Here is a 23,433-nt window from a genome sequence, read left to right as displayed (position 1 = left end):
GGGCCCCCCCCCGCGCCGCCGGAGGCGGCGCCTTGAGGGCGACACCTGATGGCGATGCAGCAAGCCTCTGAGGTATCTTGAGTTACCTCAGAGGCTTCCCCAGGAGGGCTTGAGGCCCTAGACTGCCGGCAACGGTAGGTCCGGGTTTAGGCGAGCGGGAGGGCTCATGGCGATGGTCAACGTGCCAGTAATGGTGCCAGAAGATCGACTGTCGGACTTTTATTCGATGTACGCAGCCTGGCTGAACGGAGCCGTTCACGTGATAGCAGGGAACCTTGAGGTAGCTCAGGGTATGTCTGAAACCTCTGGGGCGGTCTCCGGTTCGGACCTGCCGCACTGGACCGCTGCGGACGGAGACCTGGCCCGCGAGGTCTGGTCCAAGCTCAGCCAACCCGCTAAGCGGCTGGTCTCGATCCTCGTCGACTCTCCTGATGAACACGTCGGCGGCGACGAACTGGCTGAACGTGCCGGGATCCCGAACGGCAGGCAGGGGGTCGCTGGCGCGCTTGGCTGGCCCGGGCGCTACTGCTTGGCGGTTGGCCGTGAGTACTTCTGGTCCTGGGAGGACCTGGACGGTAGCGCTCCGGGGTACTGGCTTACCCCCGAAGTCGCGGAACTCTTTCGCGCGGCCCGTGACGAGAGCTAGCTGCGGCTTCCTCGCGGCGCGGCTTCAGGGCTGCCAGGCTGGTGAGTGGCTCCCGAGGCGGGCCGAGCCCGGCAAACGAGACTGAGACTAGGAATGAGACTGGACGCAGAAGCGCCGGGTGGGCCCTCGTGGACCTACCCGGCGTTTCGCCTGGTGAGGCTGGCGGTAGCGGTGGGATTTGAACCCACGGAGGCTTGCACCTCACACGCTTTCGAGGCGTGCTCCTTCGGCCGCTCGGACACGCTACCGCCGGAGAGCTTACAAGACGGTCACCGCGCCCCCGCACCCGGGACGAACCGGACCACCTGGGGGTCGTGGTCGGAGGCCTGGTCGGCGAACTCGGCGTTGATGTGGACCACGTCGTAGCCCGGGTCGGTGACGGCGGGCGAGACGAGGACGTGGTCGAGGGCCTGGGAGTTGCCGTCGAAGACGTAGCCGTAGCGCTCCTCGGGCGGGAGGGTGTCGATGAGCGCGCGCAGGGCGCCGCCCGCGGTGAGGGTCTGCACGGACGGGGAGAACGCGTAGTCGTTGAGGTCGCCGAGCACGACGACCTCGGCGCGCGGGTCGACGGCGAGCAGCTCGTCGACGAAGCCGCGCAGGACCGCCGCCTGCCGGCCGCGCTGCTCCTCCGAGGACCGCAGCGGGGGCTGGGTGCGGCTGTGCAGCGGCTGGTCGCCGCCCTTGGAGGCGAAGTGGTTGGCGATCACGAAGACGGTGTGCCCGGCGACGCTGAACTCACCGGCCAGGGGCTTGCGGGAGGCGTCCCACGCGGGGTCGGTGGGGGCGACGCGGCCCGGGGAGATCGACAGGGCGGCGCCGCCGGCCGCCGGGACGGCCCGCACGGCGGTGGTCGGGGTGGCGCCGGGGCGGTCGACGAACGCCACCCGGGCGGGGTCGAACAGGAACGCCACGCGGATGTTGCCGCCGGGCTGGCCGCCGTCGGCCTGGTCCTCGGGGTCGACCAGGCGGAAGTCGTAGCGCGGGCCGCCCGCGGCGACGATCGCCTCGACGAACCGGCGCAGCGTGGCGTCGGCGGCGACGATGCCGTCGTCGGCGGGACCGGAGTTGTCCTGGATCTCCTCCAGCGCGATCACGTCCGGCGCGGCCATGTTCGTGACGACGCCGGTGGCCAGCCGGGCGAACTCGGCGGGGTCGTCGCCTGCGAACAGGTTCTCGACGTTGTAGGTGCCCACCGACAGCTGCCCCGGCGCGGCCGGGGCCGCGGTCTCGCGGGTGAGGCCGCCCGGCACGTGCTCGCCGAGGGTGGTGGCCTGCAGGACGTAGCCGCCGAAGCGGGTGTAGTCGAGCGGGCCCTCGGTGGTCCCGGCCAGCCGGTCGCCCACGTCGGCCACCGGGAACGGCTGCTCGGCCCGCGGGACCAGCGACTCGACCTTCAGCCGCCCGCCGTTGGGGTCGTCGTAGGAGGCGTAGAGGGTGCCGCCGCGGGCGGTGGGGTTGCGGTCGGGCTCGGTGGTCACCCACAGCCCGTCGAACTCGTCGGTGCGCCCGACCACGCGAGCGTCCTGGACGCGCAGCACCATGCCCTCGCGGGACTCGTAGAAGTCCAGTGCGCTCGCCGCGGGGTCCAGCGGCGCGTCCTCGTCGGTGCCCGCGGTGGCGTAGGTGGCGGGCACGGTGCCCGGGGCCAGCACCTCGGCCGGCGGGAGCGGACGGCCCTGGGCGGTGACGGTCCACGTGGCGCCGGTCAGCTGGGTGATCGACTGGTTCGGGGTGGTCTCGGGGGTCTCGCCGGAGGCCGTCGGGCGGAACTCGGCGACCGTGCCGCCGACCTGCACCGCGTCGCCGACGGCGACGTCGGGCGTGGTGGCGCCGGTGAACACGAACAGGCCCTCCGAGGTGGCCGCGTCGGCGTCGGGCTCGGGGTCGGCGAACCAGAAGCCGCGCGCGGAGCCGAAGGCGCGCACGGCGGTGACGACGCCGGGGACCCCGGCCACGACCTGGCCGGCCAGCGGGGAGAGGCGGGTGCTGCCCTGGACGTCGTGGATGCGGGGCGTGGTGGGTTGGGCCGCCGCGGTGGCGGGGAGCGCGAGTGCGAGTGCCGTGGCCGCGACGAGCGCGGTGGGGAGCCGTGGGGTCACATGTACTCCAGAGGGGGCGGGGAACCACCCGATACGCGTTCGGTCGGGGCAACCGACCGTAGCTGTCCGGTCGCGCCGATCCCCCGGGTCGGTGGGGCGGCCCCGTTACCCCCAATTCGAGGGATGCGCCCGGGTCGGGACTCTGGGACCGTCCGCGCGTGCTCCCCAGCCCCGCACCGACGGGCCCCGCCGCTGACGGCTTCGCCGTCGTCAGCCTGCAGACCACCGGGCTCGACGCCCGCCGCGACCGGATCGTGCGGCTCGCGGTGGCCACCGCGGACGGGGCGGGCCGCGTGGAGGACACCTGGTCGACGCTGCTCGACCCGGGCCGCGATCCCGGCCCGGTCGCCCTGCACGGCCTCACCGCCGATCGGCTGGCCGGCGCGCCCGCGTTCGACGCGGTCGAGACCACCGTCGCGAAGCTGCTGCGGGGGCGGGTGCTCGTCGCCCACGACGCCTCCTTCGGCTGGCGCGCGCTGGCCGCCGAGACGGGTCGGGCGTCCGGGGCGGTCCGGGTGAGCCGGCGGCTGTGCACCATGGCGCTGGCCCGCCGCCTGGAGCTGGACCTGTCCGACCTCACCCTCGCCTCGCTCGCGGAGCACTGCGACGTGCCGGCGCCCCGGCCGCACGACGCGGAAGCCGAGGTGCGGGCGCTCGCCGAGGTGCTGCGCGCGCTGCTGCCCCAGGCCGACGAGCTGGGCGCGCTGCTGCCGCTGTCGGCGTGCGCGCCCGCGGCAGACGACCGGGCGGCCGCCGGCCTGGCGCCCCGGGTGCGCTCGCCGTGGGACGACCCCGGGCCGTGGCGCCCCGACCTGCCGCTCGTGCAGGGCGCCCGGTTCGCCGTCACCGGGCCGACCGGGACGCCGCGCCCGGAGCTCTACGACCGCGCCCTGGTCGCCGGGCTCGTGCCGATGAACTCGGTCAGCGGCCGCACCCGGCTGCTGGTCAGCAACAACCCCGCGGCCACCACCGGCGACGCCCGCGCCGCCGCGGCCCACGGCGTCCCGACGGTCACCGAGGGCACGTTCCTGCGCCTGCTCGGCGACGTGCGCCCCGGCGTGCCGGTGGGGTCCGTCGCGGTGCCCGTCCGGCCGAGCCGCGGCGGCCCGCTGGCCGGGGTCCGGGTGCTGGTGCTGGGCGGCCCGCACGACCGGGCGACGGCGGTGCGCGCAGCGGCCGAGGACCGCGGCGCGACCGTCGCCGTGCGGCTGACCGGGTCGGTGACCCACGTCGTCGAGCTGGACGGCGCCGGGGCCGACCGCCGCCTCGGGGCCACCCTGGACCTGCCGCGCCTCGACCCCGACACGCTCGCCCCCACCCACGGCGACCCGACGGTGACCGCCGACGGGCCCGCGGTCGCCCAGCTGCGCCAGGGCGAGGTGATCGACCTGCCCGACGGGGTCGGGCGCTGGGAGGCGTTCGTCAGCTGGCCGGCCGACGGCGGCACCCAGCTCGACGTCCTGGCCCTGGTGACCGACGACGAGCACCACGTGCTCTCCGACGACCACCTGGCGTTCTTCAACAACCTGGTCACGCCGGGCGGCGAGGTCGAGCTGGCCGTCGACACCGCGGGCGAGGCGCGCGCCGCGCTCGACCTGGACGAGCTGGCCGGCGCGGGCGGGCGGGTGGTGCTGGCCGCGACGACCACCGACGGCGCCCGGTTCGGCGACGTGGGTCCGGTGGAGCTGCTGCTGACCGACCCCGGCGGGGCCCCGGTGGCGCGCGGCGTGTGCGACGCCGCGACGACGGAGCGGTCGCTGCTGGTGGCCGAGGTGTACCGGCGCGGGGCGCGGTGGCGGGTCCGCTCGGTGGGGCAGGGCTACGACGACGGGCTGCGCGAGCTGGCCGTGCGCTACGGCGTGGACGTCGACTGACCCCACGCGGCCAGCCCGACGTCGATGACCGACGACCGGACCAGGCCGGGGACCTCGCCCAGCGGCACCCACGCCGCCCGGTCGGTGCTGCCGCCCACCTCGAACCGCAGGTCGCCGCCGACGACGGTGCCCGCGTAGATGATCCGGACGGCGTGCAGGTCGTAGGGCGGGACGTGGTGGGTGCTGACGCGCACCGCGTCGACGGTGAGCAGCGCGTCCAGCCGGACGGCGTAGCCGGTCTCCTCGGCGACCTCCCGCACCGCGCCCTCGTGCGGCTGCTCGCCGTGGTCGAGGCCGCCACCCGGCAGCGTCCACTCGGTGCCGCCGGTGGGCTCGACACCGCCGGCGAGCAGCACGGCGCCGTCGCGCACGCACACCACGTACGCGCCCGCGCGGACCCGCTTCCTCACCGGTAGCCGCCGAAGAACGACTCCATCAGGGCGGCGCACTCGTCGGCCAGCACCCCCGCCACGACCTCCGGGCGGTGGTTGAGCCTGCGGTCGCGCAGCACGTCCCACAGCGAACCGGCCGCGCCCGTCTTGGGCTCCCACGCGCCGAACACCACCCGCTCGACGCGGGCCAGGCCGATCGCGCCCGCGCACATCGTGCACGGCTCGATCGTCACCGCGAGGGTGCAGCCCTCCAGCCGCCACTGCCCGCGCACGGCGGCCGCCGCGCGCAGGGCCAGTACCTCGGCGTGCGCGGTGGGGTCGTCCAGCGCCTCGCGGGCGTTGCAGGCCGCGGCCAGCTCCACGCCGTCGGCGTCGACGACGACGGCGCCGATCGGGACGTCGCCGGTGCGGGGCGCGGCCGCGGCGAGCTGCAGGGCGCGCCGGACCAGGCGCTCGTCGGAGGTGTCGGGGACGGGTTCGAGGGGGGCGGGTCGCCGTCCGGGTCCGCCGCGGTCGTGCGCCGCCGTCACCGCGCGTCGACGACCTCGGCCAGCTCGGCGGCGAAGCCGCAGCGGCGCCCGATGGCGGCGAGCTGCTCGTCGGGCCACAGCTCGAACTCGTTGGCCAGCACCTCCAGCTCGTCGGCCGGGAGCCCGAGGTCGGCCAGGATGGCGAGGTCGCCCTCCGGCCACGGCTCGTCGAGGGCGTCCTCGTCGGCGGGGAGGTCGATGCGGAGCAGGTCGAGCACGTCGGCGGCCACGTCGTAGTCCAGGGCGGCGACGGCGTCGGAGACCATCAGCGCCACGCCGCCCGGGGTGGGCCGCAGCAGGACGAAGAACTCGTCGTCGACGTCGAGGAGGCCGAGCACGGCCCCCTGCGAGCGCAGCTCCCGCAGTTCGGTGATCGCCGTGTCCAGGTCGACGAGGGCCTCGGCGGTGAGCCGGACGCAGCGCCAGCGACCGTCCTCCCGGATCGCCGCGACGGCATAACCGGGCAGGGCCTCGTCCCGTACGCCCGCCGGCGCCTCGATGCTCTGCACTGCCATGAGACTACGGTAAGCCCAGGCTCGACTGTGGTCCAAACCACACGCGAAGTTCACCTCCGTCGCACCCCGGGCGGGTGCCAGTATCGGAGCCATGTCGCTGGACGTGTCCAAGACCGGCCTGCTGGGCGAGGCGCACGACGTCCAGCACCGCACGGTGGCCCTGCGCCGCGACCTGCACCGCCACCCGGAGATCGGGCTGAACCTGCCGCACGCCCGCGACGTGGTGCTCGCCGCGCTGTCCGACCTGCCCCTGCAGGTCCACCTCGGCCGCTCCACCAGCTCCGTCGTCGCCGTCCTCGACGGCGGGCGCCCGGGGCCGACGGTGCTGCTGCGCGGCGACATGGACGCGCTCCCGCTGCACGAGGACACCGGGCTGGCGTTCGCCTCGACCGTGCCCGGGGCGATGCACGCCTGCGGCCACGACACGCACGTGGCCATGCTGGCCTCGGCCGCGCGGATCCTGGCCGGGCGGCGCGACGAGCTGGCGGGGCGGGTGCTGTTCATGTTCCAGCCGGGCGAGGAGGGCTGGCACGGCGCCCGCTACATGATCGACGAGGGGCTGCTGGACCGCACCGGGCCTGCCGGGCGCCCGGAGGTCGCCTACGCCCTGCACATCAGCGCCACCCTGCCGGCCGGCGAGATCCACGTCCGGCCGGGGCCGCTGATGGCCGCGGCCGACGTCATCAAGGTGACGGTGACCGGGCGCGGCGGGCACGCCTCCGCCCCGCACGACGCCCTCGACCCGGTGCCCGCGGCCGCGGCGATGGTCGGGGCCCTGCAGACGATGATCACCCGCCGCCTCGACGCCCACCAGCCCGCCGTGCTCACCGTGGCGCACATCCGGGCCGGCACCACCAACAACATCATCCCGGAGACGGCGTTCCTGGAGGGCACGCTGCGCTCGCTGTCCCCGCAGACGCGCGAGCGCGCGCACGAGGAGATCCGCCGGATCTGCACGCACACCGCGCTGGCCCACGGCTGCACCGCCGAGGTGGAGATCGAGGTCGGCTACCCGGTGACGGTGAACACCGGCCCCGCGGTCAGCACGCTCACCGACGTCTGCGCCGCCCTGCTCGGACGCGACCGGGTCGTCACCATGCCCACCCCGATCATGGGCGCGGAGGACTTCTCCTACGTGCTGGAGAAGGTGCCCGGCGCGATGGCGTTCCTGGGCGGCTGCCCGCCGGGCACCGACCCGGCCACCGCACCGCCCAACCACTCCAACCGCGTGGTGTTCGACGAGGCCGCGATGGCCACCGGGGTCGCCGTCTACGCCGCGCTCGCCCTGGACGCCCTGCGCTGAGTGGACCGGCCCGACCGTGCCAGGGTGGTGCCCGTGCCGACCATCCCGACCATGTCGCTGCGTGAGCTGACCATGGCCCTGCGGTCCCGCGAGCTGTCCGTCGTCGAGCACGTCACCGACGTCCTCGACCGGCTCGCCGCCGACACCCACAACGCGGTGATCACCCTCGACACCGACGCGGCGCTGAAGTCCGCCGCGGGGCTCGACGCCGAGCTGGCGCGCGGCGAGTGGCGCGGCCCGCTGCACGGGGTCGCGCTCGGGGTCAAGGACCTGTTCGACGTGGCCGGGCTGCGCACGACGGCCGGGTCGGACGTGCTGGCCGACGCCCCGCCCGCGGAGGTCGACGCGCCGGTGGTCGCCCGGCTGCGGCAGGCGGGCGCGGTCCCGGTGGCGAAGCTGCACACCCACGAGTTCGCCTACGGCCCCACCGGTGACGTGGCCGCTACCGGCCCGGCCCGCAACCCGCACGACCGGTCGCGGATCACCGGCGGCTCGTCGTCGGGGTCGGCGGCCGCGATCGCCGCCGGGCACCTGCCGCTGGCGCTGGGCACCGACACCGGGGCCAGCGTGCGCACCCCGGCCGCGCTGTGCGGTGTGGTGGGGCTCAAGCCGACCTACGGCGCGCTGCCCACCGAGGGCGTCTTCCCGCTGTCGGAGACCTGCGACCACGTCGGCGTGCTCGCCGCCGACGTGCACGGTGCCTCGGTCGCCTGGGACGTGCTCAGCCGCCCGGACGGCACCGGCGGCGGCATCCAGGCCCCCGGCGTCGACGGGGTGCGCGTCGGGCTGCTGCTCGACGGGTACTGGCAGGCCGCCGACCCGGTGCTGGGCGAGGCCGTGCGGGCCGCGGCCCTGCGGCTGGAGGCGCGCGGCGCGCACGTCGTCGAGCTGCGGACGCCCGTGATCGACGAGCTGGCCGCCACCTACGGCACGATCGTCGGCGCCGAGGCCTACGCCACCCACGCCCGCTGGCTGGGCGAGCGCCCGGACGCCTACCAGCCGATCACCCGCGAGCGACTGCTGCCCAACGCCGACATGCCGGCCGGTGTGTACGTCGAGGCGCTGCGCACCCGCCGCCGGCTCGTCCCGCAGCTGCGGGCGGCCGTGGACGGCGTCGACGTGCTGCTGCTGCCGACCACCCGGCTGCGGGCGACCCCGATCGGCGTGCCCGAGGTGGAGGTGGGCGGATCGGCGGTGCTGGTGCGGATGGCGCTACTGGCGCTGACCCTGCCGTTCAACCTGACCGGGTGGCCCGCGGTGTCGGTGCCCGGGGCCGTCGCGGACGGTGAGCTGCCGGCCGGTGTCCAGGTCGTCGGCGTCCGTCTGGAGGAGCGCGGGGTGCTACGGGTCGCCGAGGCGATCGCCGGTTCGTGACGCCCGGTAGTCCCGGCATTCCCCATCCGTGTCCGGTCGGCGGCGCCGTAGGCTGATCACCCGTGAGAGCGGTGTGCGTGGTCGGCGCCGGGTTGATCGGCGGGTCGCTGGTGCGGGCCGCGGACAAGGCCGGACGAGAGGTGTGGGCGGCGACGGCGTCGGAGGACACCGCGGCGCAGGCCCGCGCCGACGGCTTCGACGTCACCACCGACACCGGGGGCGCGCTGCGCAGGGCCGCGGCCGAGGACGCGCTGGTCGTGCTGGCCACCCCGCTGCCCGCGCTGCCGGACGTGCTGCGCCAGGTCGACGCGAGCGCCTCGGGCTGCCGGCTCACCGACGCGGTGAGCGTCAAGGGCGCCGTCGCCGAGGCCGTCGCCCGGTACGCGCCGCGGGCCCGCTACGTGGGCGGGCACCCGATGGCCGGCACCGCCGAGTCCGGCTGGGCCGCCGGCTACGCCGGGCTGTTCACCGGCGCGGCCTGGGTCGTCGGCGCCGAGGACGGCACCGACCGCGAGGTCTGGGCCGACGTGGCCGAGCTGGCCTGGGCCTGCGGCGCGCACGTCGTGCCGGCCACCGCCGACGAGCACGACCTGGCGGTCGCCAGGGTGTCGCACCTGCCGCACCTGCTGGCCGCCGTGCTGGCCTCCACCGCGGCCGGCGTCGGCCTGCCCGACGACGACCCCGGGCTGCCGATGGCCCTGGCCGCGTCCTCCTTCGCCGACGGCACCCGGGTCGCGGGCACCCGCCCCGAGCTGGTGCTGGCCATGTGCGACGGCAACCGCCCGGCGCTGCTGGCCGCGGTCGACGAGGCGCTGGGCAGGCTCGGGGTGATGCGCGGGGCGCTGGCCTCCACCGGCGGGCTGGCCGCCACGGTGAACGCCGGGTACGAGGGCAGGCAGCGCTGGGCGGCGGCCCGCAACGAGCCCGGCACCCGCATCACCGGCGACGAGCCGTGGGCCGAGCTGCGCGCGATCGGCCGGGCGGGCACACCGGTCCTCGGGTGGGACCACTAACGTCGCGAGTGTGGTGGTGCGTGCGGCGCGGCCGGCCGAGGCCGGGGCGCTCAGCGAGCTGGCGCTGGCCTCCAAGGGGCACTGGGGCTACGACGCCGCGTTCCTGGAGGCCTGCCGCGGCGAGCTGACCCTCACCGCCGACGACGTCGTCGCCGAGCGGGCGGCCGTCGTCGAGCGCGACGGCCGGCTGGTCGGCTTCTGCACGCTGGTGGGCGAGCCGCCCGAGCTCGAGCTCGGGATGATGTTCGTCGACCCGGCCCACGTGGGCGGGGGCGTCGGGCGCGAGCTGTGGGCGCACGCGACGGCCGCGGCCCGCCGGCTGGGGGCCGAGCGGATGACGATCGACGCCGACCCGCACGCCGAGGCGTTCTACCTCGCCATGGGGGCGGTCCGGGTCGGGGAGGTGGCCTCGGAGTCGATCCCCGGCCGGGTACTCCCGCGGCTGGAGTACCGACCGAAAGGTTAGGTCGTCGGGGCCGGGGCGGTGCTCGGGCCGAGCCGGGTGGCGAGCCCGGAGTAGCTGGCGACCACGCCGTCGGCGTCGACGACGAGCTCGGCGGTGACGTCGTCGTAGCGGAGCTCGACCAGCGCGCGGCCGGACTCGTCCAGCGGGGAGACCGTGCGGTAGGTCCGCGTGACCTGGCTGACCTCCAGGGAGGGCAGCGACACGAACACCACCGGCATGACGTGCTCGCCGCCGCTGCGGTGCAGGTCGAGCCGGCGGATCGGCACCGTGTTGAGCATCGGGCTGTACTGCAGGTCGATGTCCAGCGCGCCGCCGAACTCGTCGCGCCGACCGCCGATGCCCGAACCGGTGTCGAGCAGCCAGTAGCCGTCCTCGGTCCGGTTGAGGGTCAGGTGGCGCTCGCGACCCGCGGTGGCGCTGGTGACCGACAACCGCTGCAGCTCACCCCCCGTGCCGACGACCAGCCGGAACGAGGCCGTGAAGTCCCCGTCGGGGTGCACCCGCACCATCCGGCTGAGCGCCCGGTAAGCACCGCCTGCGCCGATGTTGAGCCGCGTGCCCTCGAGCCCGTGACCGTCGTCGGCCTGCCACGTGAGCATGGTCGTCACCGGGCTTACGGTAGACGACACGGCGCCTTCCGCACGTCCTCCCCGCGCAGTACGTCGATCACGATCCGCCACCGCGCCGATCGGCGGGCCGATCGGGCGAGCGGCCCCACGGCGCGGCGTCGGGCACGTCGTCCGGGACGTCGGCGGGCAGGTCGGCGGGGTGCAGGTCGTCGCGGATGCCGCGGAAGGCCGCGTCGCGCAGCCGGCCGCCGGGAGCGCGGCCGCCGTGCGCCACCTCCACGATCGTCGTCGGCTCGCACCAGCGCACCCCGGCGGACAGCGCCCGCGACAGGCCCGCGGTGAACGGCGCGATCGGCGTCGCCACCAACCGCCCGTGCAGCACGCGCTGGGCGACCGGACCCGCGTGCGCGACGTCGACGCTGCCGACGAACCGCAGCCCGGTCGCGCCCGGCAGCCCGACCAGCAGCGATCCCACCCGGTCCGCGGCGCCGCGCTCGGGCCGCCACCCCCCGACGGCGCAGGCGACGGTGCGCAGGTGGGTCGTGACCACCCAGTCCGGGCTGCGCACCCCGGGCCGGTAGGTCCCGTCGCCGCGCTTGGCGACGACCCCGGCCATCCCGCGCTCGCGGGTGACGTCGAGCAGCGCGGGGCCGTCGGTGTAGCGGGGCGAGAGCGACAGGTTCGCCACGACGTCGAGGTCGAGCCGCTCCAGGGTGGCCCGCCGCTCCCCCATCGGCCGCTCCAGCAGCGGGACGCCGTAGAGCCGCAGCACGTCGAAGACCATGTAGGTGACCGGGCGGGCCTGCGCGACCCGCGGGTCGACCGGCTCGTGCATGCGGTCGGTGAGCGCGGCGAAGCTGGGGACGCCGCCGTCGAGCAGCACGACCTCGCCGTCGAGCAGGACGTCCGGGGCGAGCCGGGTGAGGCCGGAGAGCTCGGGGAACAGGGCCGTCACGTCGCGGCCGCCGCGGTCGTCCAGGCGCAGCCTGCCGTCGGCGACGTCGGCCAGCAGCCGCATGCCGTCCCACTTGACCTCGAAGAAAATGTCGGACCCCGCCGGTAGTGTCCCGGGAGTGGCGAGCATCGGCTGCACGCCGACATGCTGTCACCGGGAGCGACCCACCGCGGAGGAACAGGGGCCTGCAATGCGCGCTATGTGGAGCGGGGCAGTGTCGTTCGGCCTGGTCAGTGTGCCGATCAAACTGTACTCCGCGACGACCAACCACGACATCCGCTTCCACCAGGTGCACGCGGCCGACGGCGGCCGCATCAAGTACAAGCGCACCTGCTCGATCGACGGCGAGGAGGTGGACTACGCCGACATCGTCAAGGGCTACGAGACCGAGGACGGCGAGCTGATCACGCTCGACGACGAGGACCTCGACTCCCTGCCCGTGGCCACCGGCCACGAGATCGACGTCGTCGAGTTCGTCCCGGCCGACCAGATCGACCCGCTGCTGTTCGACAAGAGCTACTACCTCGAACCCGAGGCCAAGGCGGCCAAGCCGTACGCGCTGCTGCGCGAGGCGCTCGTGCAGACCGACCGCATGGCCGTGGTCAAGGTCGCGCTGCGCCAGCGCGAGACGCTGGCCCTGCTGCGCGTGCGCGACAAGGCCATCGTCCTGCAGACGATGCTCTGGCCCGACGAGGTCCGCGAGCCCGACTTCGACATCCTCGAGACCGACGTCGACCTGCGCCCGCAGGAGCTGACGATGGCCGCGTCCCTGGTGGAGAGCCTGGGCGCCGACTTCGACCCGGCCGACTTCCACGACGACTACCGCGACGCCGTCGTCGAGCTCATCGAGCGCAAGCGCACCACCGGCGAGACGCGCCCTGCCCCGGTCGCCGAGAAGCGCGACGAGGGCCCCGACAGCATGACCGACCTGCTCAGCGCGCTGCAGGCGAGTGTGGAGGCCGCCCGGTCCGCCGCCGGCGGCTCGGGCTCCGGGTCGAGCAAGCCGGCCGCGTCCGACACCGCCGACGAGGAGCCGGACGAGAAGCCGGCCCGCTCGCGCAGCCGCTCGTCGTCCGGCGGGGCGAAGAAGGCCCCGGCCCGCAAGCCGGCCGCCCGCAAGAAGGCCGACGACGAGGACACCGGCGAGACCCGCAAGCGGGCCCGCAAGCCCGCCTGACCCGCTCCGGCAGAGCCCAGACCTCGCAGCACCGGCGCTCCGGTGCCGCGAGGTCGGTGCCTCACGGGCCGAGGGCGTTCTCCGGCGGCCGCTGGTCGTTCTGCAGCGCCTCGAACAGGGCCAGCGCGCGCTCCCGGTCCCAGTTCACCACCCCGTCGCGGACGGGCACGGTGGTGGAGATGCCCTCGCCCAGGCCGCGCATCGCCAGCCCCAGCTGGGCCAGGTTCCAGATGTGGTCGCCGCTGTCGACGGTGATCGAGCCGGAGAGGTCGTTGGCCAGCGGGACCACCCGGAACGGGTTGGCCAGCACGGCGGGGCTGGTCACCTTGGACAGCAGCGCCGACAGGAACGCCCGCTGGCGCTCCACCCGGCCGAAGTCGGAGGTGGCGGTGGCCCGGGTGCGGACGTAGCCCAGCGCGGTGGCCTCGTCGAGGGTCTGGCAGCCGGCCTGGATGTCCAGGGCGGCCTTCGGGTCCTCGATGGCCTCCGGCACGCAGAGGTCGACGCCGCCGACGGCGTCCACCACGTTGACGATGCCCAAAAAGCCGATCTCGGCGTAGTGGTCGATGTGCAGGCCGGTGGCGCCCTCGATGGTGCGCACCAGCAGCTCCGGGCCGCCGCCGTCGGGGCCGCCGCCGCGCCCGTACGCTGAGTTGATCTTCGCGCGGCCGTGCCCGGGGATGTCGACCATCGAGTCGCGCGGGATGCTGACCAGCACCGTCCCGCTCGCCCCCGAGTGCAGCAGCATGATCGTGTCGGTCAGCTGCGAGGTGTCGTCGCCGGTGGCGTACTTGTCCTTCTCCTCGTCGCTGAGGTTCTGCCGGCTGTCCGAGCCGACGATGAGCCAGTTCGTGCCCGACGAGGTGGCCGTGCTGTCGGCCGGGAGCGCGGCGACCCGGTTGAGGGTCGTGTCGATGTAGACGCCGAACCCGACCACCGCCAGCAGCAGCACCGCCACCACCGCCAGGATCCGCCGGACCAGGCGGCGCGGGCGGCGGCGGGTGACCGACTGGCGCGGGCGGATCGCGGCCCGCGGGTACGCGGGCGGCATGGGGCGCCGGCGCGCAGGCGGCGGCTCGGGCGGGTAGTCGCCCTGGTCCCCGGGGAGCAGGGCCGTCTCCTGGAGCGGCCGGGGCGGCGGGCCCGGTCGCTGCGGCTGGCCCCAGCCGGGCGCGCCGCGGCGCGGCGGGCCGCCGGGGGGCGGGCCCCCCGGCCGTCCGTAGTTGCGGTCCATCCCCGTACCTTCCCCCCGTTGATCACCCGGGCGCCCGGCGGAGGTCACGATACGCACGGCCGCCGGCGCGCCCTTCGTCGACTCGACGTGCGAGGGCGCCCCGGAAGTTCCGGCCACCGCGAAGTCGGCGTGAACCCGTCACCGAGATCCAGGTCACAGGGTGTAGGCGGACCGCCCGTGATCAGGCGTCGAGCAGCGGCTCCCCCTCGAAGCGGCCCAGCTCCTCGCGGTAGAACTCGAGGCCCAACCCGTTCGGGTCGCGGATGTAGAGGCTGTTGTCGACACCGCGGTCCGGACCCAGGTACTCGATGCCGGCCTCGTCGAGCTTCGCGCGCAGCGCGTCGAACCGCTCCGGGGTCACCGACAGCGCCATGTGCTGCAAGGCGCCGATCGTCTCCACCCAGTCCGCGTGGTCGTGACCGGGGAAGTCGAAGAAGCCCAGCAGGTTCCGGTGGCCGATGTCGAAGAAGAAGTGGCTCGACCCGGCGTAGTCGCGGTTCTCCACCAGCTCGACCAGCGGGAAGCCCAGCGTCTCCTGGTAGAAGCGGATCGTCTGCTCGACGTCGCGGGCGACGAAGGCGACGTGGTGCACGCCCTGGGTCGGGGGCGCCGGGCGCTCCCCGGGGGCGCGCAGGTACTTCTGCTTCAGCGTGGTCCGGCGCTCGCGAACGGCCTCGAGCTCGGCACCCTGTGGCTGCGGCATCGCATCCTCCTGTCAGTGGTCCAGTGCGCCCTGCAACGGTAGTTGCGTACGCAACATTCCGCGCCCGGCCCGCCCACCACACTCTGCCCCGCTCCCCCCACCCCCGTGCGCTCCCCCACCCCCGTGTCAGGAAAGCCACCATCAGGACACCTGGCGTCCTGATGGTGGCTTTCCTGACATCGGGAGGGCGGGTGGGCGGAGAGCGGTGTGGGCGGAGAGCGGGTGGGCGGCGGTTGGGGGTCAGAGCCAGGGGGGCGGGGTGGGGAGGGGGCCTCCGGTGGTCGTCAGGTCGGCGCCGTCGGTGCGGCCGATCAGCCAGCCCATGACGGCGGCGGCCGGGCCGCTCACCGTGACCGAGCCGCCGGGCTCCCCCAGCTGCCAGCGTTGCTCCCGGTCGTCCGGCGCGAGCACCGCCGACGGGCAGCCGTCGCGGGTCGACAGCGTCGCGGAGGCGTCGTCGAGGAGGGCGTCGACCACCTCGGGCGGGAGGTCGGACAGCCCGGCGCCGGCGTCGAGGTCGACGGCGTGCAGCCAGACCTCGCGGATCCGCATCCACGGCACCTCGGTGGCGGGCAGCGGGCGGCCCAGCGCGCTGCGCACGGTGGACTGCCAGGTCGTGGCGTCGAGGGCGGCGAGGGCGGCGTCGAGATCGCGGGCGGTGGAGGTCAGCTCGCGGCGCAGCGTCTCGGCCGGGGCCTGGGCGGAGGCCTCGATCTCGGCGGCGCGGGCCGCCCGGTCGGGGTACATGGGCGTCTCGACGCCCGTACGGGCCCAGGTGGCGAGCCGGGTGAGCGCCTCGGCGTTGCGGGCGACATGGGCGACCACGTGCGCCCTGGTCCAGCCGGGCAGCGTGCTGGGCTCGCGCAGGGCGTCGTCGTGCAGGGCGTCGACCGCGTGACCGAGGAACTCGGTGCCCGCACCCATCAGCGGCAGCGTCCTGCCGATGTCGCGCCGGTCCACTAAGGCTCCCCCTCCACCCGCACCCGCTCGGCGACGTCGGCCCGCAGCGCCTTCTTGTCGATCTTCCCGACGCTGGTCACGGTCAGCCGGTCGACCAGCTCCAACCGTTCCGGGAGCTTGAACGCCGCCACGCCGGCCGCGCCCATCCACGCCCGGACCTCGTCGAGGGTGACCGTAGCCCCCGGGCGCGGCACGACATAGACGCAGACGCGCTCGCCGAGCACCGCGTCGGGCATCGCGACGGCGGCCACCTGGCTGACCGCGGGCAGCCCGTAGACGAGGTTCTCCACCTCCTCGGCGGAGATCTTCTCGCCACCCCGGTTGATCATGTCCTTGTCGCGGCCCTCGACCACGAGGTTTCCCTCCGGCGTGCGCCGGCAGATGTCGCCGCTGCGGTACCAGCCGTCGGCGGTGAAGGCGCGGGCGTTCTGCTCGGGGGCGCGGTAGTAGCCGCGCGGCGTGTACGGGCCGCGCGTGAGCAGCGAGCCGGGCTCGCCGTCGGGTACGTCGCGGTCGAGCTCGTCGACCAGGCGGACCTCGTCGGCCGGGCTGAGCGGGCGACCCTGGGTGGTGCAGACGACCTCGTCGGGGTCGTCCGGTCGGGTGTAGTTGAGCAGCCCCTCGGCCATGCCGAACACCTGCTGCAGCTGCGTGCCCAGCACCGGGCGCACCCGCGCGGCCAGCTCGTCGGCCAGCCGGGCGCCGCCGACCTGCAGCAGCCGCAGGCTCTCGCCCGGGCGGCCGTGCTCGGCGGCGTGCTCCAGCCAGCGTCCGGCCACCGCCGGGACGACCGCCGTGTGCGTGACGCCCTCGGCCTCGATCGCGGCGAACGCCCGCCGCGGCTCCGGCGAGCCCAGCACGACCACCCGACCGCCGGCGCCCAGCGCGCCCAGGATGCCCGGGCAGGCCAGCGGGAAGTTGTGCCCGGCGGGCAGGCTCACCAGGTAGACGGTGTCCGCGCCGAAGCCGCACAGCTCGGCGCTGGCCCGGGCGTTGTAGGCGTAGTCGTCGTGGGTGCGGGCGATCAGCTTGGGCAGGCCCGTCGTGCCACCGGAGAGCAGGAAGACGGCGACGTCGCCCGGGGCGGGGGCGGCGGCGTCCCAGCGGGCGCGGTCGGCGTCCGGGTCGGCGCCGGGGGCGCACAGCCGCGCCAGGTCGACGTTCCCGGGGACCGGGCGCCCGTCGACCAACACGTGGCGCAGGTGCGGCGAGCCGGCCACCAGCTCGGCGGCCAGCTCCTGGTGGTCGAAGTCGCGCAGCACGTCCGGCACGGCGATCGCGACCGCCTCGGCCTGCGCGACCAGGTGGGTCAGCTCGGTGCGGCGGTGCCCGGGCAGCGCCATCACCGGCACGACGCCCGCGCGCAGGCAGGCCAGCGCCAGCACCACGAACGGCCAGCCGTTCGGCAGCTGCACGACGATCCGGTCGCCCGCGGCGATCCCCCGCTCGGCCAGCCGGGACGCCGCGGCGTCGGCGCGGGCGAGCAGCTCCCGGTAGGTGATCCGCACGTCCGCGTCGACGAGGGCGACGGCGTCCGGCGCCCGGTCGGCGGCCGCGGTGAGCACCTCCCCGAGCGGGTGGCCCGCCCAGTACCCGGCCTCGACGTAGCGCCGCGCGAACTCGGCCGGCCAGCCGACGGTGCCCTCGGCGATGGGGGTGACCACGGGCGTCCTCCCGGTCAGGGCCGGTGCCAGCCGGCGACGGTAGCGGGCTCGGCGCCGACCAGGTCGGTCCGGCCGGACAGCACGGCGGTGACCGCGCGGTCGTGGTCGAGGTCCGGGTCGACGAGCAGCGCGGGCAGGCCGTGGTGCATCCGCACCCGCTCGGTGAGCAGGGTGCGGGTGAACGCCGTCCCGCCGTGCACGGCGACGACCGCGGCCCCGCCCCCGACGAGCCCGTCGAGCCGGGCGGCCGCCGCCGCCAGTCCCGCCTCGTCGTCGGGGGCGAGCAGCCGGGCGGCGGGCAGCGCCGCCCCGTCCGCGCCGCGGAACGCCCACCCCTCGACGGCGACCCGGCGGTCGGGCAGGGTGCGCCCGCCCACCACCAGCGACGACTCCAGCGGCTCCGCGCCGCCGTGCTCGGCGCGCCAGCCCGCGTGGCTGGCCGCGACGAACTCCGGGGCGCGGCGGGCCAGCCGGGCGTCGCTGATGCTGCGGGACAGGAAGTGGTAGGCGAACTGCCAGGGCGCGAAGTGGTCGTGGTAGCTGCCGAACCGCTCCCACCAGGCCAGGCTGGGCCGCGCCGAGTCCTGGATCTCGTCGACCGACGGGCGGGCCGCGGCCTCGTACGCGGCCAGCGCGGTCGGCAGGTCGCCGGGGTGCGCGACGAGCGCCGCGCTGAGCGCGACGGCGTCCTCCATCGCCATCTTGGTGCCCGAGCCGACCGAGAAGTGGGCGGTGTGCACGGCGTCGCCGAGCAGCGCGACGGGCCGCGGCTCGAGCACCGACCAGCGCCGGGTGCGCCGGGTGCGGAAGTTGCCCCACCGGGAGTTGTTGACCAGCAGCGGGCGGCCGTCGATCTGGTCGGCGAACAGCTCCTGCAGGTAGTCGCGGCTGCGCAGGTCGCTGGGGCCGGGCGGCTGGGTGACGTCGAACGCGTCCAGGCCCGCGGCGCGCCACGACCGCTCATCGGTCTCCACGATGAAGGTGCTGGTGCCGTCGCCGATGGGGTAGCCGTGCACGGCGAAGACCCCGTGCTCGCCGCGTTCGTGGACGAACGTCAGACCGGTGAACGGGTGGTCGGTGCCGAGCCAGATGAACTTGGCCGCGGCCACCTCGGTGCTGGGCCCGAGCCGGTCGGCGAGCGCCGCGCGGATCGTCGAGCCGGTGCCGTCGGCCCCGACGACCAGGTCGTAGCCGTCCAGGTCGGCCAGCCGGGCGGTGGTGGAGAAGCGCAGCTCCGCACCCACGGCGCGGGCCCGCTCCTGGAGCAGCCCGAGCAGCACGCGGCGCGGGATCGCGGCCATGCCGTTGCCGCCGCAGCGCACCCGCTCGCCCTTGAGCCGCACCTCGATCGCGTCCCAGTGCACCCCGCGCTCGGCCAGCCCGGTGCGCAGCACGGGGTCGGCGTCGTGGATGGCGGCGAGGGTGCGGTCGGAGAAGACAACCCCGAAGCCGAACGTGTCGTCGGCCCGGTTGCGCTCGAAGACCGTGACCTCGACCGCCGGATCGGCCTGGCGCACCAGCGCGGCCAGGAACAACCCCCCTGGGCCCCCGCCGACGACCGCGATCCGCACGCGCCTCCTCCTCCGAGATCGAACGATCCTACGACGGTCGTGGCGCGAACGGCACGCTCGTTCCGACCGAGTCGACGAACGCCTCGGCCCGCTCGCGCAGCAGCCCGTGGGCCTCGCGGAACACCTCGTGCGCCGCCCGCCCCGACCAGTCGGCCGGCAGCAGCTCGGGGGGCAGGTCGGGGTCGCGGAACGGGAAGCGGCGGTAGTCCTGCATCAGCCGGACGCGCTCGACCAGGGCCTCCCGCGGCGGCAGGCCGCGGCGGTAGTCCGCCAGGCGGGGCCGGTAGCGCGCGAGCAGCGCGGCGTAGTCGCGGTCCAGGCCCACCAGGTCCCAGGCCCGCCCGGCGATGTCCCGGTCGGCCGCCGCCCCCGCCGAACCGGCCCGGAACGTGTCCAACCGGATCGGCGCCCCGGCCGGCAGCGCGGCCCGCAGCGCGGCGACCCGGTCATGCGGGCTGACCCACACCGAGGCGGCCAGCGGCCCGAACCCGAACCACGCCAACTGCTTGCGGAGCTGGTCGCGCACCGCCCGGTCGGCCTCCGGCACCGAGTAGATGACCATGTGCCAGCGCCCGTCCCACGGGCCCGCGGCCCGCTGGAAGATCCGCGTGCGGCCCTCGTCGAGCAGTTCCCACGCGGCCGGCGTGAGCAGGTAGACGGTCTCGCGCCCGTCGCGCCTGCTGGTCAGCCACCCCTCCCGGCGCAGCCGCCCCACCACCACCCGCACCGTCGCCTCCGGCACGTCGAAGCAGTCCACCAGCGCGACCAGCGCCCGCAGCCGGACCTCGCCGCCGCGGTAGCGCAGGTAGTCGCCGAACAGGTCGAACACCAGCGACCTGGCCTTCACCGCCACCGCCACCTCCCCGTCCTGCCGGGCCCATCGTGCCGCCGCGTTGACGGCCGCGACCAGACCGCACCATGATCTGCGCGCCGATCAGCCCGACCTGCGAAGGAGCAGCCGTGGCCCAGACCTACGTCCTGATCACCGGTGCCTGGCACGGCGGGTGGGCGTGGCGCCCGGTCGCCGAGCGGCTGCGCGCGCAGGGCCACCGCGTCCTCACCCCCACGCTGCCCGGGCTGGCCGACGGCGACGACCCCACGGCCCACCAGCTGGGCGACGTCGTCGACTTCGTGGTCGACGTCGTCGAGTCGCGCGACCTGCGGGACGTGACGCTGGTCGGGCACAGCTGGGGCGGCTACGTCATCACCGGCGCCGCGCCCCGGCTCGCACTCCGGCTGGGCCGGCTCGTCTACTGGAGCGCGTTCGTGCCCGCCGCGGACCGCCCCCTCTACGAGGAGATCCCCCCGAGCTACCAGGAGCTGTTCGGCTCGCTGGCCGCCGCCTCCGGCACCAACTCGATCGCGCTGCCCTTCGAGGTCTTCGCCGGCGCGTTCATGCAGGACGCGCCCGAGCCGGTGCAGCGCACCGTGCACTCGCTGCTGGTGCCGCACCCGTTCCAGTACTTCACCACCCCGGTGGCGCCGGTCGACCCGGCCGCGCTCGGCGTCCCGACGACCTACCTGGTCAGCGTGGACGACATCGCCCTGCCGCCGGGCGCGTTCGCCTGGGCGCCCCGGTTCCCCGAGCGCCTCGGCGTGGCGGCGGTCCCGATCCCGGGCAGCCACGAGGCCCTGTTCACCGATCCCGACTCGCTGGCCACCGCCCTCCTCCAGCCCTGATCCCCACCGCCCCCGGTTCAGGAAAGCCACGATGCTGAACCCAGGGGACAGCATCGTGGCTTTCCTGAACTCGGCGGGAGGCGAGCCGGGAGCGGGGCGAGGGGCGGTGCGGGGAAGGGGCGGGGGACGGTCACGCTCCGCGGGACTGCGCGCGGCGGCGGCGGAGGGCCGCTGTCCACCGGCCGTCGGCGGTCGGGCGGGAGCGGCGGGGGCCGGGCCGCCTGCTCTCGATGAGCGCCATCGTCGAGCGCAGGGCGCTCGCCGCGTCGAGCGTCGCGTCCCGGGCCGCCGCGCTGAAGGCGGTGAAGCTGGCGTAGCCGTGCACGAGCCCGCTGAACCGGCGGGCCACCACCGGCACCCCGGCGGCGCGCAGCCGCTCGACCAGCTCCTCGCCCTCGTCGCGCAGGGGGTCGAAGCCCGCGGTGGCGATGTATACCGGCGGCATGGCGCTCAAGTCGTCGGCGCGCAGGATCGCGCCGCGGACGTCGCCGTCGGGGACGCCGTCGGGCAGGTAGAGCCGTTCGAGGTCGGCCAGCTGCTCTGCGGTGAGCCCGAAGCCGCTGCCGTACACCTCGCGGGAGCCACCGGTGCGCTCGGCGTCGGTGACGGGGTACAGGGCCAGCACGAACGCCGGGACGGCCGCCGGCTCCTGCTGGTGGGCGACGACCAGGGCGAGGTTGGCGCCCGCGCTGTCGCCGCCCACGGCGATCAGCTCGGGTTCGGCGCCCAGCGAGCGCGCCGCGGACCGGGCCCAGCGGTAGGCGGCCAGCGCGTCGTCGACGGCGGCCGGGTACGGGTGCTCCGGGGCGAGCCGGTAGTCCACCGACAGCACGCGGACGCCGGACTGCGCGGCCAGCAGCCGGCACAGCGGGTCGGTGGAGGCCAGGCTGCCCACGACGAACCCGCCACCGTGGAAGTAGACGAGCAGGGCGTGGCTCTCCGGTTCCGACGGCGGGACGTAGAGCCGGGCCAGCAGCGGGCCGTCGGCGCCGGGGACGTCCCAGTCGGTGGTGAGCACGTCGTCCAGGCCGGGGTCGGCGACGGCCTCGGCGGCGAGGTCGGCCTGGCGGCGCTGCCCGGCGACGGCCGCGGCGTCCAGCGCGGCGGACCCGGAGCCCGAGAGGGCCGCGCTGACCCGGCCGAGGAGCTGGAGGTCCTGGTCGAGGACCTGGCCGTCCTGGCGGACCGGGCGCCCGGCCAGCAGCCTGCGCATCCGGCGGGGGAGTCCGAACAGGGCGCGGATGCCCACCCGCATCAGTCGCACCTGCGCCTTCGCGCCGATCACGGGGTTCAGGTTACGCCCGGCCTGCCGCCCCAGCGGCCCGTAGTGGGGCCCGTCATGCGCATCGCTGATCGGTGGTGGACAGAACGGCCCACCCGTGCCCCGGCACGGTCACCCGCCCCTCCGGGCGCACGCTCGCCTCCCCGGCCAGCACCTCACCGGCGGAGGGCGCGGGGAGGTCGGCGGGCGCGTCGTCGAGGTTCAGCGCGACCAGCAGCGCCCGGTCGCCGTCGCGGACCTCGTAGCAGAGCCGCCGGTTGTCCAGCTCGACCACGCGGGTGCGGGCGCGGTGCAGCCACGGGTGGCGCCGGCGCAGGCCGATCAGGTCCTGGTGCAGCCGGTAGGTGGGCCAGCCGAAGGGCGCCAGCCCGTCCGGGGTGTCCGGGAAGGCGGGGCGCACGGCGTCGTCGCCGCCGGCCCGGTCCTCCTTGACGCCGCGGAAGGCCTGCTCGTCGCCGGCGTAGACCGACGGCGTGCCGCCCACCGTGAACAGCACGGCGAGCGCGTGCGGCAGGTGCCGCTCGTCGGTGAGCCGGCTGGCGATCCGGGTGACGTCGTGGTTGCCGACGAAGGTCAGCGGCACGAAGGCGTCGAGCAGCGCGTCGTGCCGGTCGAACGCGGCGGACAGCTCGAACAGGTTGGCGTCGTTGAGCGAGCTCCAGATCGCCTTCCACAGCTCGTACTGGGTGACGGCGTCGATCCCGCTCCCCGCGACGAAGCCGGCGTAGTCGCCGTGGATCACCTCGCCCACCAGGTAGGCGTCGGGGTGCGCGGCCCGCACGCGGGGCACCACCTGCGCCCAGAACGACGGCGGGACGGCGTAGGCGGCGTCGAGCCGCCAGCCCGCGGCGCCCCGGTCGAGCCAGTGGTTCATCACCGCCACGACGTGGTCGACGACCGCGGGCTCGTCGTGGGCCAGCGCGACCAGCTGCGGGTGGCCCTCGAACGTCGCGTACTCCGGTTCGGCGCCCGGCCCGTTCGGCCAGCCGAGCCGGAACCACGACGCCGTCGGCGCCGAGGGGCCCTCCGCCAGCACCCGCTGGAACGCCGGGAACCCCCGCCCGACGTGGTTGAACACGCCGTCGAGCAGGATCCGGAGCCCGCGCTCACCCGCCGCGGCGACCAGCGCGTCGAAGTCGGCGTCGTCGCCCAGTCGCGGGTCGATGCGGAAGTGGTCGACGGTGTCGTAGCCGTGGGTCTCGGAGGCGAACACCGGGCCCAGCGCCAGCCCGGACGCGCCGAGGTCGCGGGCGTAGTCGAGCCAGTCGACGATGCGGCGCAGCCGGTGCACCGGCGGGGCGTCGGCGGCCCGCGGCTCGGCCCCCAGGAAGCCCAGCGGGTAGACGTGCCACCAGATCGCGTGCGGTACCCAACCGGTCATCACGGGCCTCCTACTGAGTCGAACTCAGTAGGAGGGTAGCGTCCT

At 75.4% G+C, this 23,433-nt stretch carries 22 protein-coding genes and 1 tRNA gene; 8 read left to right on the top strand and 15 right to left on the bottom strand.

Features of this window, described 5'->3' with window-relative positions:
* Window positions 1-166 precede the first annotated feature (166 nt).
* The gene (locus KDL28_RS31205; RefSeq protein WP_252444320.1) at window positions 167-646 is read left to right on the top strand and encodes a DUF6416 domain-containing protein; all 480 of its coding nucleotides are present in this window, start codon (window positions 167-169) and stop codon (window positions 644-646) included.
* Between the two features lie 160 nt (window positions 647-806).
* On the opposite strand, the gene KDL28_RS31200 is transcribed toward KDL28_RS31205, so the two are convergent.
* Window positions 807-894 (bottom strand) — tRNA-Ser (locus KDL28_RS31200).
* Window positions 895-915: 21 nt separating this feature from the next.
* A complete protein-coding gene (locus KDL28_RS31195; RefSeq protein WP_252444319.1) occupies window positions 916-2,745 on the bottom strand; it encodes a DUF8508 domain-containing protein in 1,830 nt (609 codons plus the stop codon).
* Between the two features lie 158 nt (window positions 2,746-2,903).
* On the opposite strand from KDL28_RS31195, the gene KDL28_RS31190 reads away from it, so the two are divergent.
* Window positions 2,904-4,619, top strand: a complete 1,716-nt coding sequence (locus KDL28_RS31190) for a TerD family protein (RefSeq protein WP_252444318.1) — start codon at window positions 2,904-2,906, stop codon at window positions 4,617-4,619.
* On the opposite strand, the gene KDL28_RS31185 is transcribed toward KDL28_RS31190, so the two are convergent.
* From KDL28_RS31185 to KDL28_RS31175, 3 genes are read right to left on the bottom strand one after another with little or no spacing between them, the layout of a single operon-like run.
* The gene (locus tag KDL28_RS31185) at window positions 4,598-5,029 is read right to left on the bottom strand and encodes an NUDIX hydrolase (RefSeq protein ID WP_252444317.1); all 432 of its coding nucleotides are present in this window, start codon (window positions 5,027-5,029) and stop codon (window positions 4,598-4,600) included. The genes KDL28_RS31190 and KDL28_RS31185 overlap by 22 nt on opposite strands.
* Complete coding sequence (locus KDL28_RS31180) at window positions 5,026-5,541, bottom strand: nucleoside deaminase (protein ID WP_372497126.1); 516 nt, start codon at window positions 5,539-5,541, stop codon at window positions 5,026-5,028. The genes KDL28_RS31185 and KDL28_RS31180 overlap by 4 nt, the downstream gene beginning before the upstream one ends.
* Window positions 5,538-6,056, bottom strand: coding sequence for a tRNA adenosine deaminase-associated protein (locus KDL28_RS31175; RefSeq protein WP_252444316.1), 519 nt, complete (start codon window positions 6,054-6,056; stop codon window positions 5,538-5,540). Before KDL28_RS31175 ends, KDL28_RS31180 begins: the two co-directional genes overlap by 4 nt.
* Window positions 6,057-6,147: 91 nt before the next feature.
* Here KDL28_RS31175 and KDL28_RS31170 point away from each other — a divergent pair, with 91 nt between their 5' ends.
* The 4 genes from KDL28_RS31170 to KDL28_RS31155 all read left to right on the top strand — a co-directional run bounded on the left by KDL28_RS31170 (window position 6,148) and on the right by KDL28_RS31155 (window position 10,212).
* Entirely contained in the window at window positions 6,148-7,359 is a 1,212-nt protein-coding gene (locus tag KDL28_RS31170) for a M20 metallopeptidase family protein (RefSeq protein WP_252444315.1), read from the top strand.
* A 33-nt stretch (window positions 7,360-7,392) separates the two neighbouring features.
* Window positions 7,393-8,733, top strand: coding sequence for an amidase (locus KDL28_RS31165; RefSeq protein ID WP_252444314.1), 1,341 nt, complete (start codon window positions 7,393-7,395; stop codon window positions 8,731-8,733).
* Window positions 8,734-8,795: 62 nt separating this feature from the next.
* The gene (locus tag KDL28_RS31160; protein WP_252444313.1) at window positions 8,796-9,746 is read left to right on the top strand and encodes a prephenate dehydrogenase; all 951 of its coding nucleotides are present in this window, start codon (window positions 8,796-8,798) and stop codon (window positions 9,744-9,746) included.
* A 10-nt stretch (window positions 9,747-9,756) separates the two neighbouring features.
* On the top strand, window positions 9,757-10,212 hold the full coding sequence (locus KDL28_RS31155; protein ID WP_252444312.1) for a GNAT family N-acetyltransferase: 456 nt from the start codon (window positions 9,757-9,759) through the stop codon (window positions 10,210-10,212).
* On the opposite strand, the gene KDL28_RS31150 is transcribed toward KDL28_RS31155, so the two are convergent.
* Together KDL28_RS31150 and KDL28_RS31145 are read right to left on the bottom strand one after the other, a co-directional pair.
* Window positions 10,209-10,811, bottom strand: a complete 603-nt coding sequence (locus KDL28_RS31150) for a putative glycolipid-binding domain-containing protein (protein WP_252444322.1) — start codon at window positions 10,809-10,811, stop codon at window positions 10,209-10,211. The genes KDL28_RS31155 and KDL28_RS31150 overlap by 4 nt on opposite strands.
* Window positions 10,812-10,878: 67 nt before the next feature.
* Window positions 10,879-11,865, bottom strand: a complete 987-nt coding sequence (locus KDL28_RS31145; protein ID WP_252444321.1) for an ATP-dependent DNA ligase — start codon at window positions 11,863-11,865, stop codon at window positions 10,879-10,881.
* Window positions 11,866-11,971: 106 nt separating this feature from the next.
* On the opposite strand from KDL28_RS31145, the gene ku reads away from it, so the two are divergent.
* The gene (gene ku, locus KDL28_RS31140; RefSeq protein ID WP_252444311.1) at window positions 11,972-12,913 is read left to right on the top strand and encodes a non-homologous end joining protein Ku; all 942 of its coding nucleotides are present in this window, start codon (window positions 11,972-11,974) and stop codon (window positions 12,911-12,913) included.
* A 61-nt stretch (window positions 12,914-12,974) separates the two neighbouring features.
* On the opposite strand, the gene KDL28_RS31135 is transcribed toward ku, so the two are convergent.
* The 6 genes from KDL28_RS31135 to KDL28_RS31110 all read right to left on the bottom strand — a co-directional run bounded on the left by KDL28_RS31135 (window position 12,975) and on the right by KDL28_RS31110 (window position 19,904).
* Window positions 12,975-14,147 carry an LCP family protein gene (locus tag KDL28_RS31135; protein ID WP_252444310.1) on the bottom strand — a complete coding sequence of 391 codons (1,173 nt, stop codon included), beginning with the start codon at window positions 14,145-14,147 and terminating at the stop codon, window positions 12,975-12,977.
* A gap of 181 nt (window positions 14,148-14,328) precedes the next feature.
* Window positions 14,329-14,850: a VOC family protein gene (locus tag KDL28_RS31130; protein WP_252444309.1), complete on the bottom strand. Its 522-nt coding sequence runs from the start codon at window positions 14,848-14,850 to the stop codon at window positions 14,329-14,331.
* Window positions 14,851-15,090: 240 nt separating this feature from the next.
* The gene (locus tag KDL28_RS31125; RefSeq protein ID WP_252444308.1) at window positions 15,091-15,810 is read right to left on the bottom strand and encodes a maleylpyruvate isomerase family mycothiol-dependent enzyme; all 720 of its coding nucleotides are present in this window, start codon (window positions 15,808-15,810) and stop codon (window positions 15,091-15,093) included.
* The gene (locus KDL28_RS31120; RefSeq protein ID WP_252444307.1) at window positions 15,810-17,474 is read right to left on the bottom strand and encodes a (2,3-dihydroxybenzoyl)adenylate synthase; all 1,665 of its coding nucleotides are present in this window, start codon (window positions 17,472-17,474) and stop codon (window positions 15,810-15,812) included. Before KDL28_RS31120 ends, KDL28_RS31125 begins: the two co-directional genes overlap by 1 nt.
* Window positions 17,475-17,488: 14 nt before the next feature.
* Complete coding sequence (locus tag KDL28_RS31115; protein ID WP_252444306.1) at window positions 17,489-19,045, bottom strand: FAD-dependent monooxygenase; 1,557 nt, start codon at window positions 19,043-19,045, stop codon at window positions 17,489-17,491.
* A 28-nt stretch (window positions 19,046-19,073) separates the two neighbouring features.
* Window positions 19,074-19,904 carry a PaaX family transcriptional regulator gene (locus tag KDL28_RS31110; RefSeq protein WP_252444305.1) on the bottom strand — a complete coding sequence of 277 codons (831 nt, stop codon included), beginning with the start codon at window positions 19,902-19,904 and terminating at the stop codon, window positions 19,074-19,076.
* A 101-nt stretch (window positions 19,905-20,005) separates the two neighbouring features.
* On the opposite strand from KDL28_RS31110, the gene KDL28_RS31105 reads away from it, so the two are divergent.
* Window positions 20,006-20,725: an alpha/beta fold hydrolase gene (locus tag KDL28_RS31105; protein ID WP_252444304.1), complete on the top strand. Its 720-nt coding sequence runs from the start codon at window positions 20,006-20,008 to the stop codon at window positions 20,723-20,725.
* A gap of 130 nt (window positions 20,726-20,855) precedes the next feature.
* Here KDL28_RS31105 and KDL28_RS31100 read toward each other — a convergent pair whose 3' ends face one another.
* Window positions 20,856-22,010 carry an alpha/beta hydrolase gene (locus KDL28_RS31100; RefSeq protein WP_252444303.1) on the bottom strand — a complete coding sequence of 385 codons (1,155 nt, stop codon included), beginning with the start codon at window positions 22,008-22,010 and terminating at the stop codon, window positions 20,856-20,858.
* A gap of 52 nt (window positions 22,011-22,062) precedes the next feature.
* On the bottom strand, window positions 22,063-23,388 hold the full coding sequence (locus KDL28_RS31095) for an alpha-amylase family glycosyl hydrolase (RefSeq protein WP_252444302.1): 1,326 nt from the start codon (window positions 23,386-23,388) through the stop codon (window positions 22,063-22,065).
* Window positions 23,389-23,433 lie beyond the last annotated feature (45 nt).

The sequence above is a fragment of the Pseudonocardia humida genome, assembly GCF_023898865.1.
GTDB lineage: Bacteria > Actinomycetota > Actinomycetes > Mycobacteriales > Pseudonocardiaceae > Pseudonocardia > Pseudonocardia humida.
Note: the sequence above shows the minus strand (reverse complement) of the source record. Positions and strands in the feature narration are given on the sequence as shown.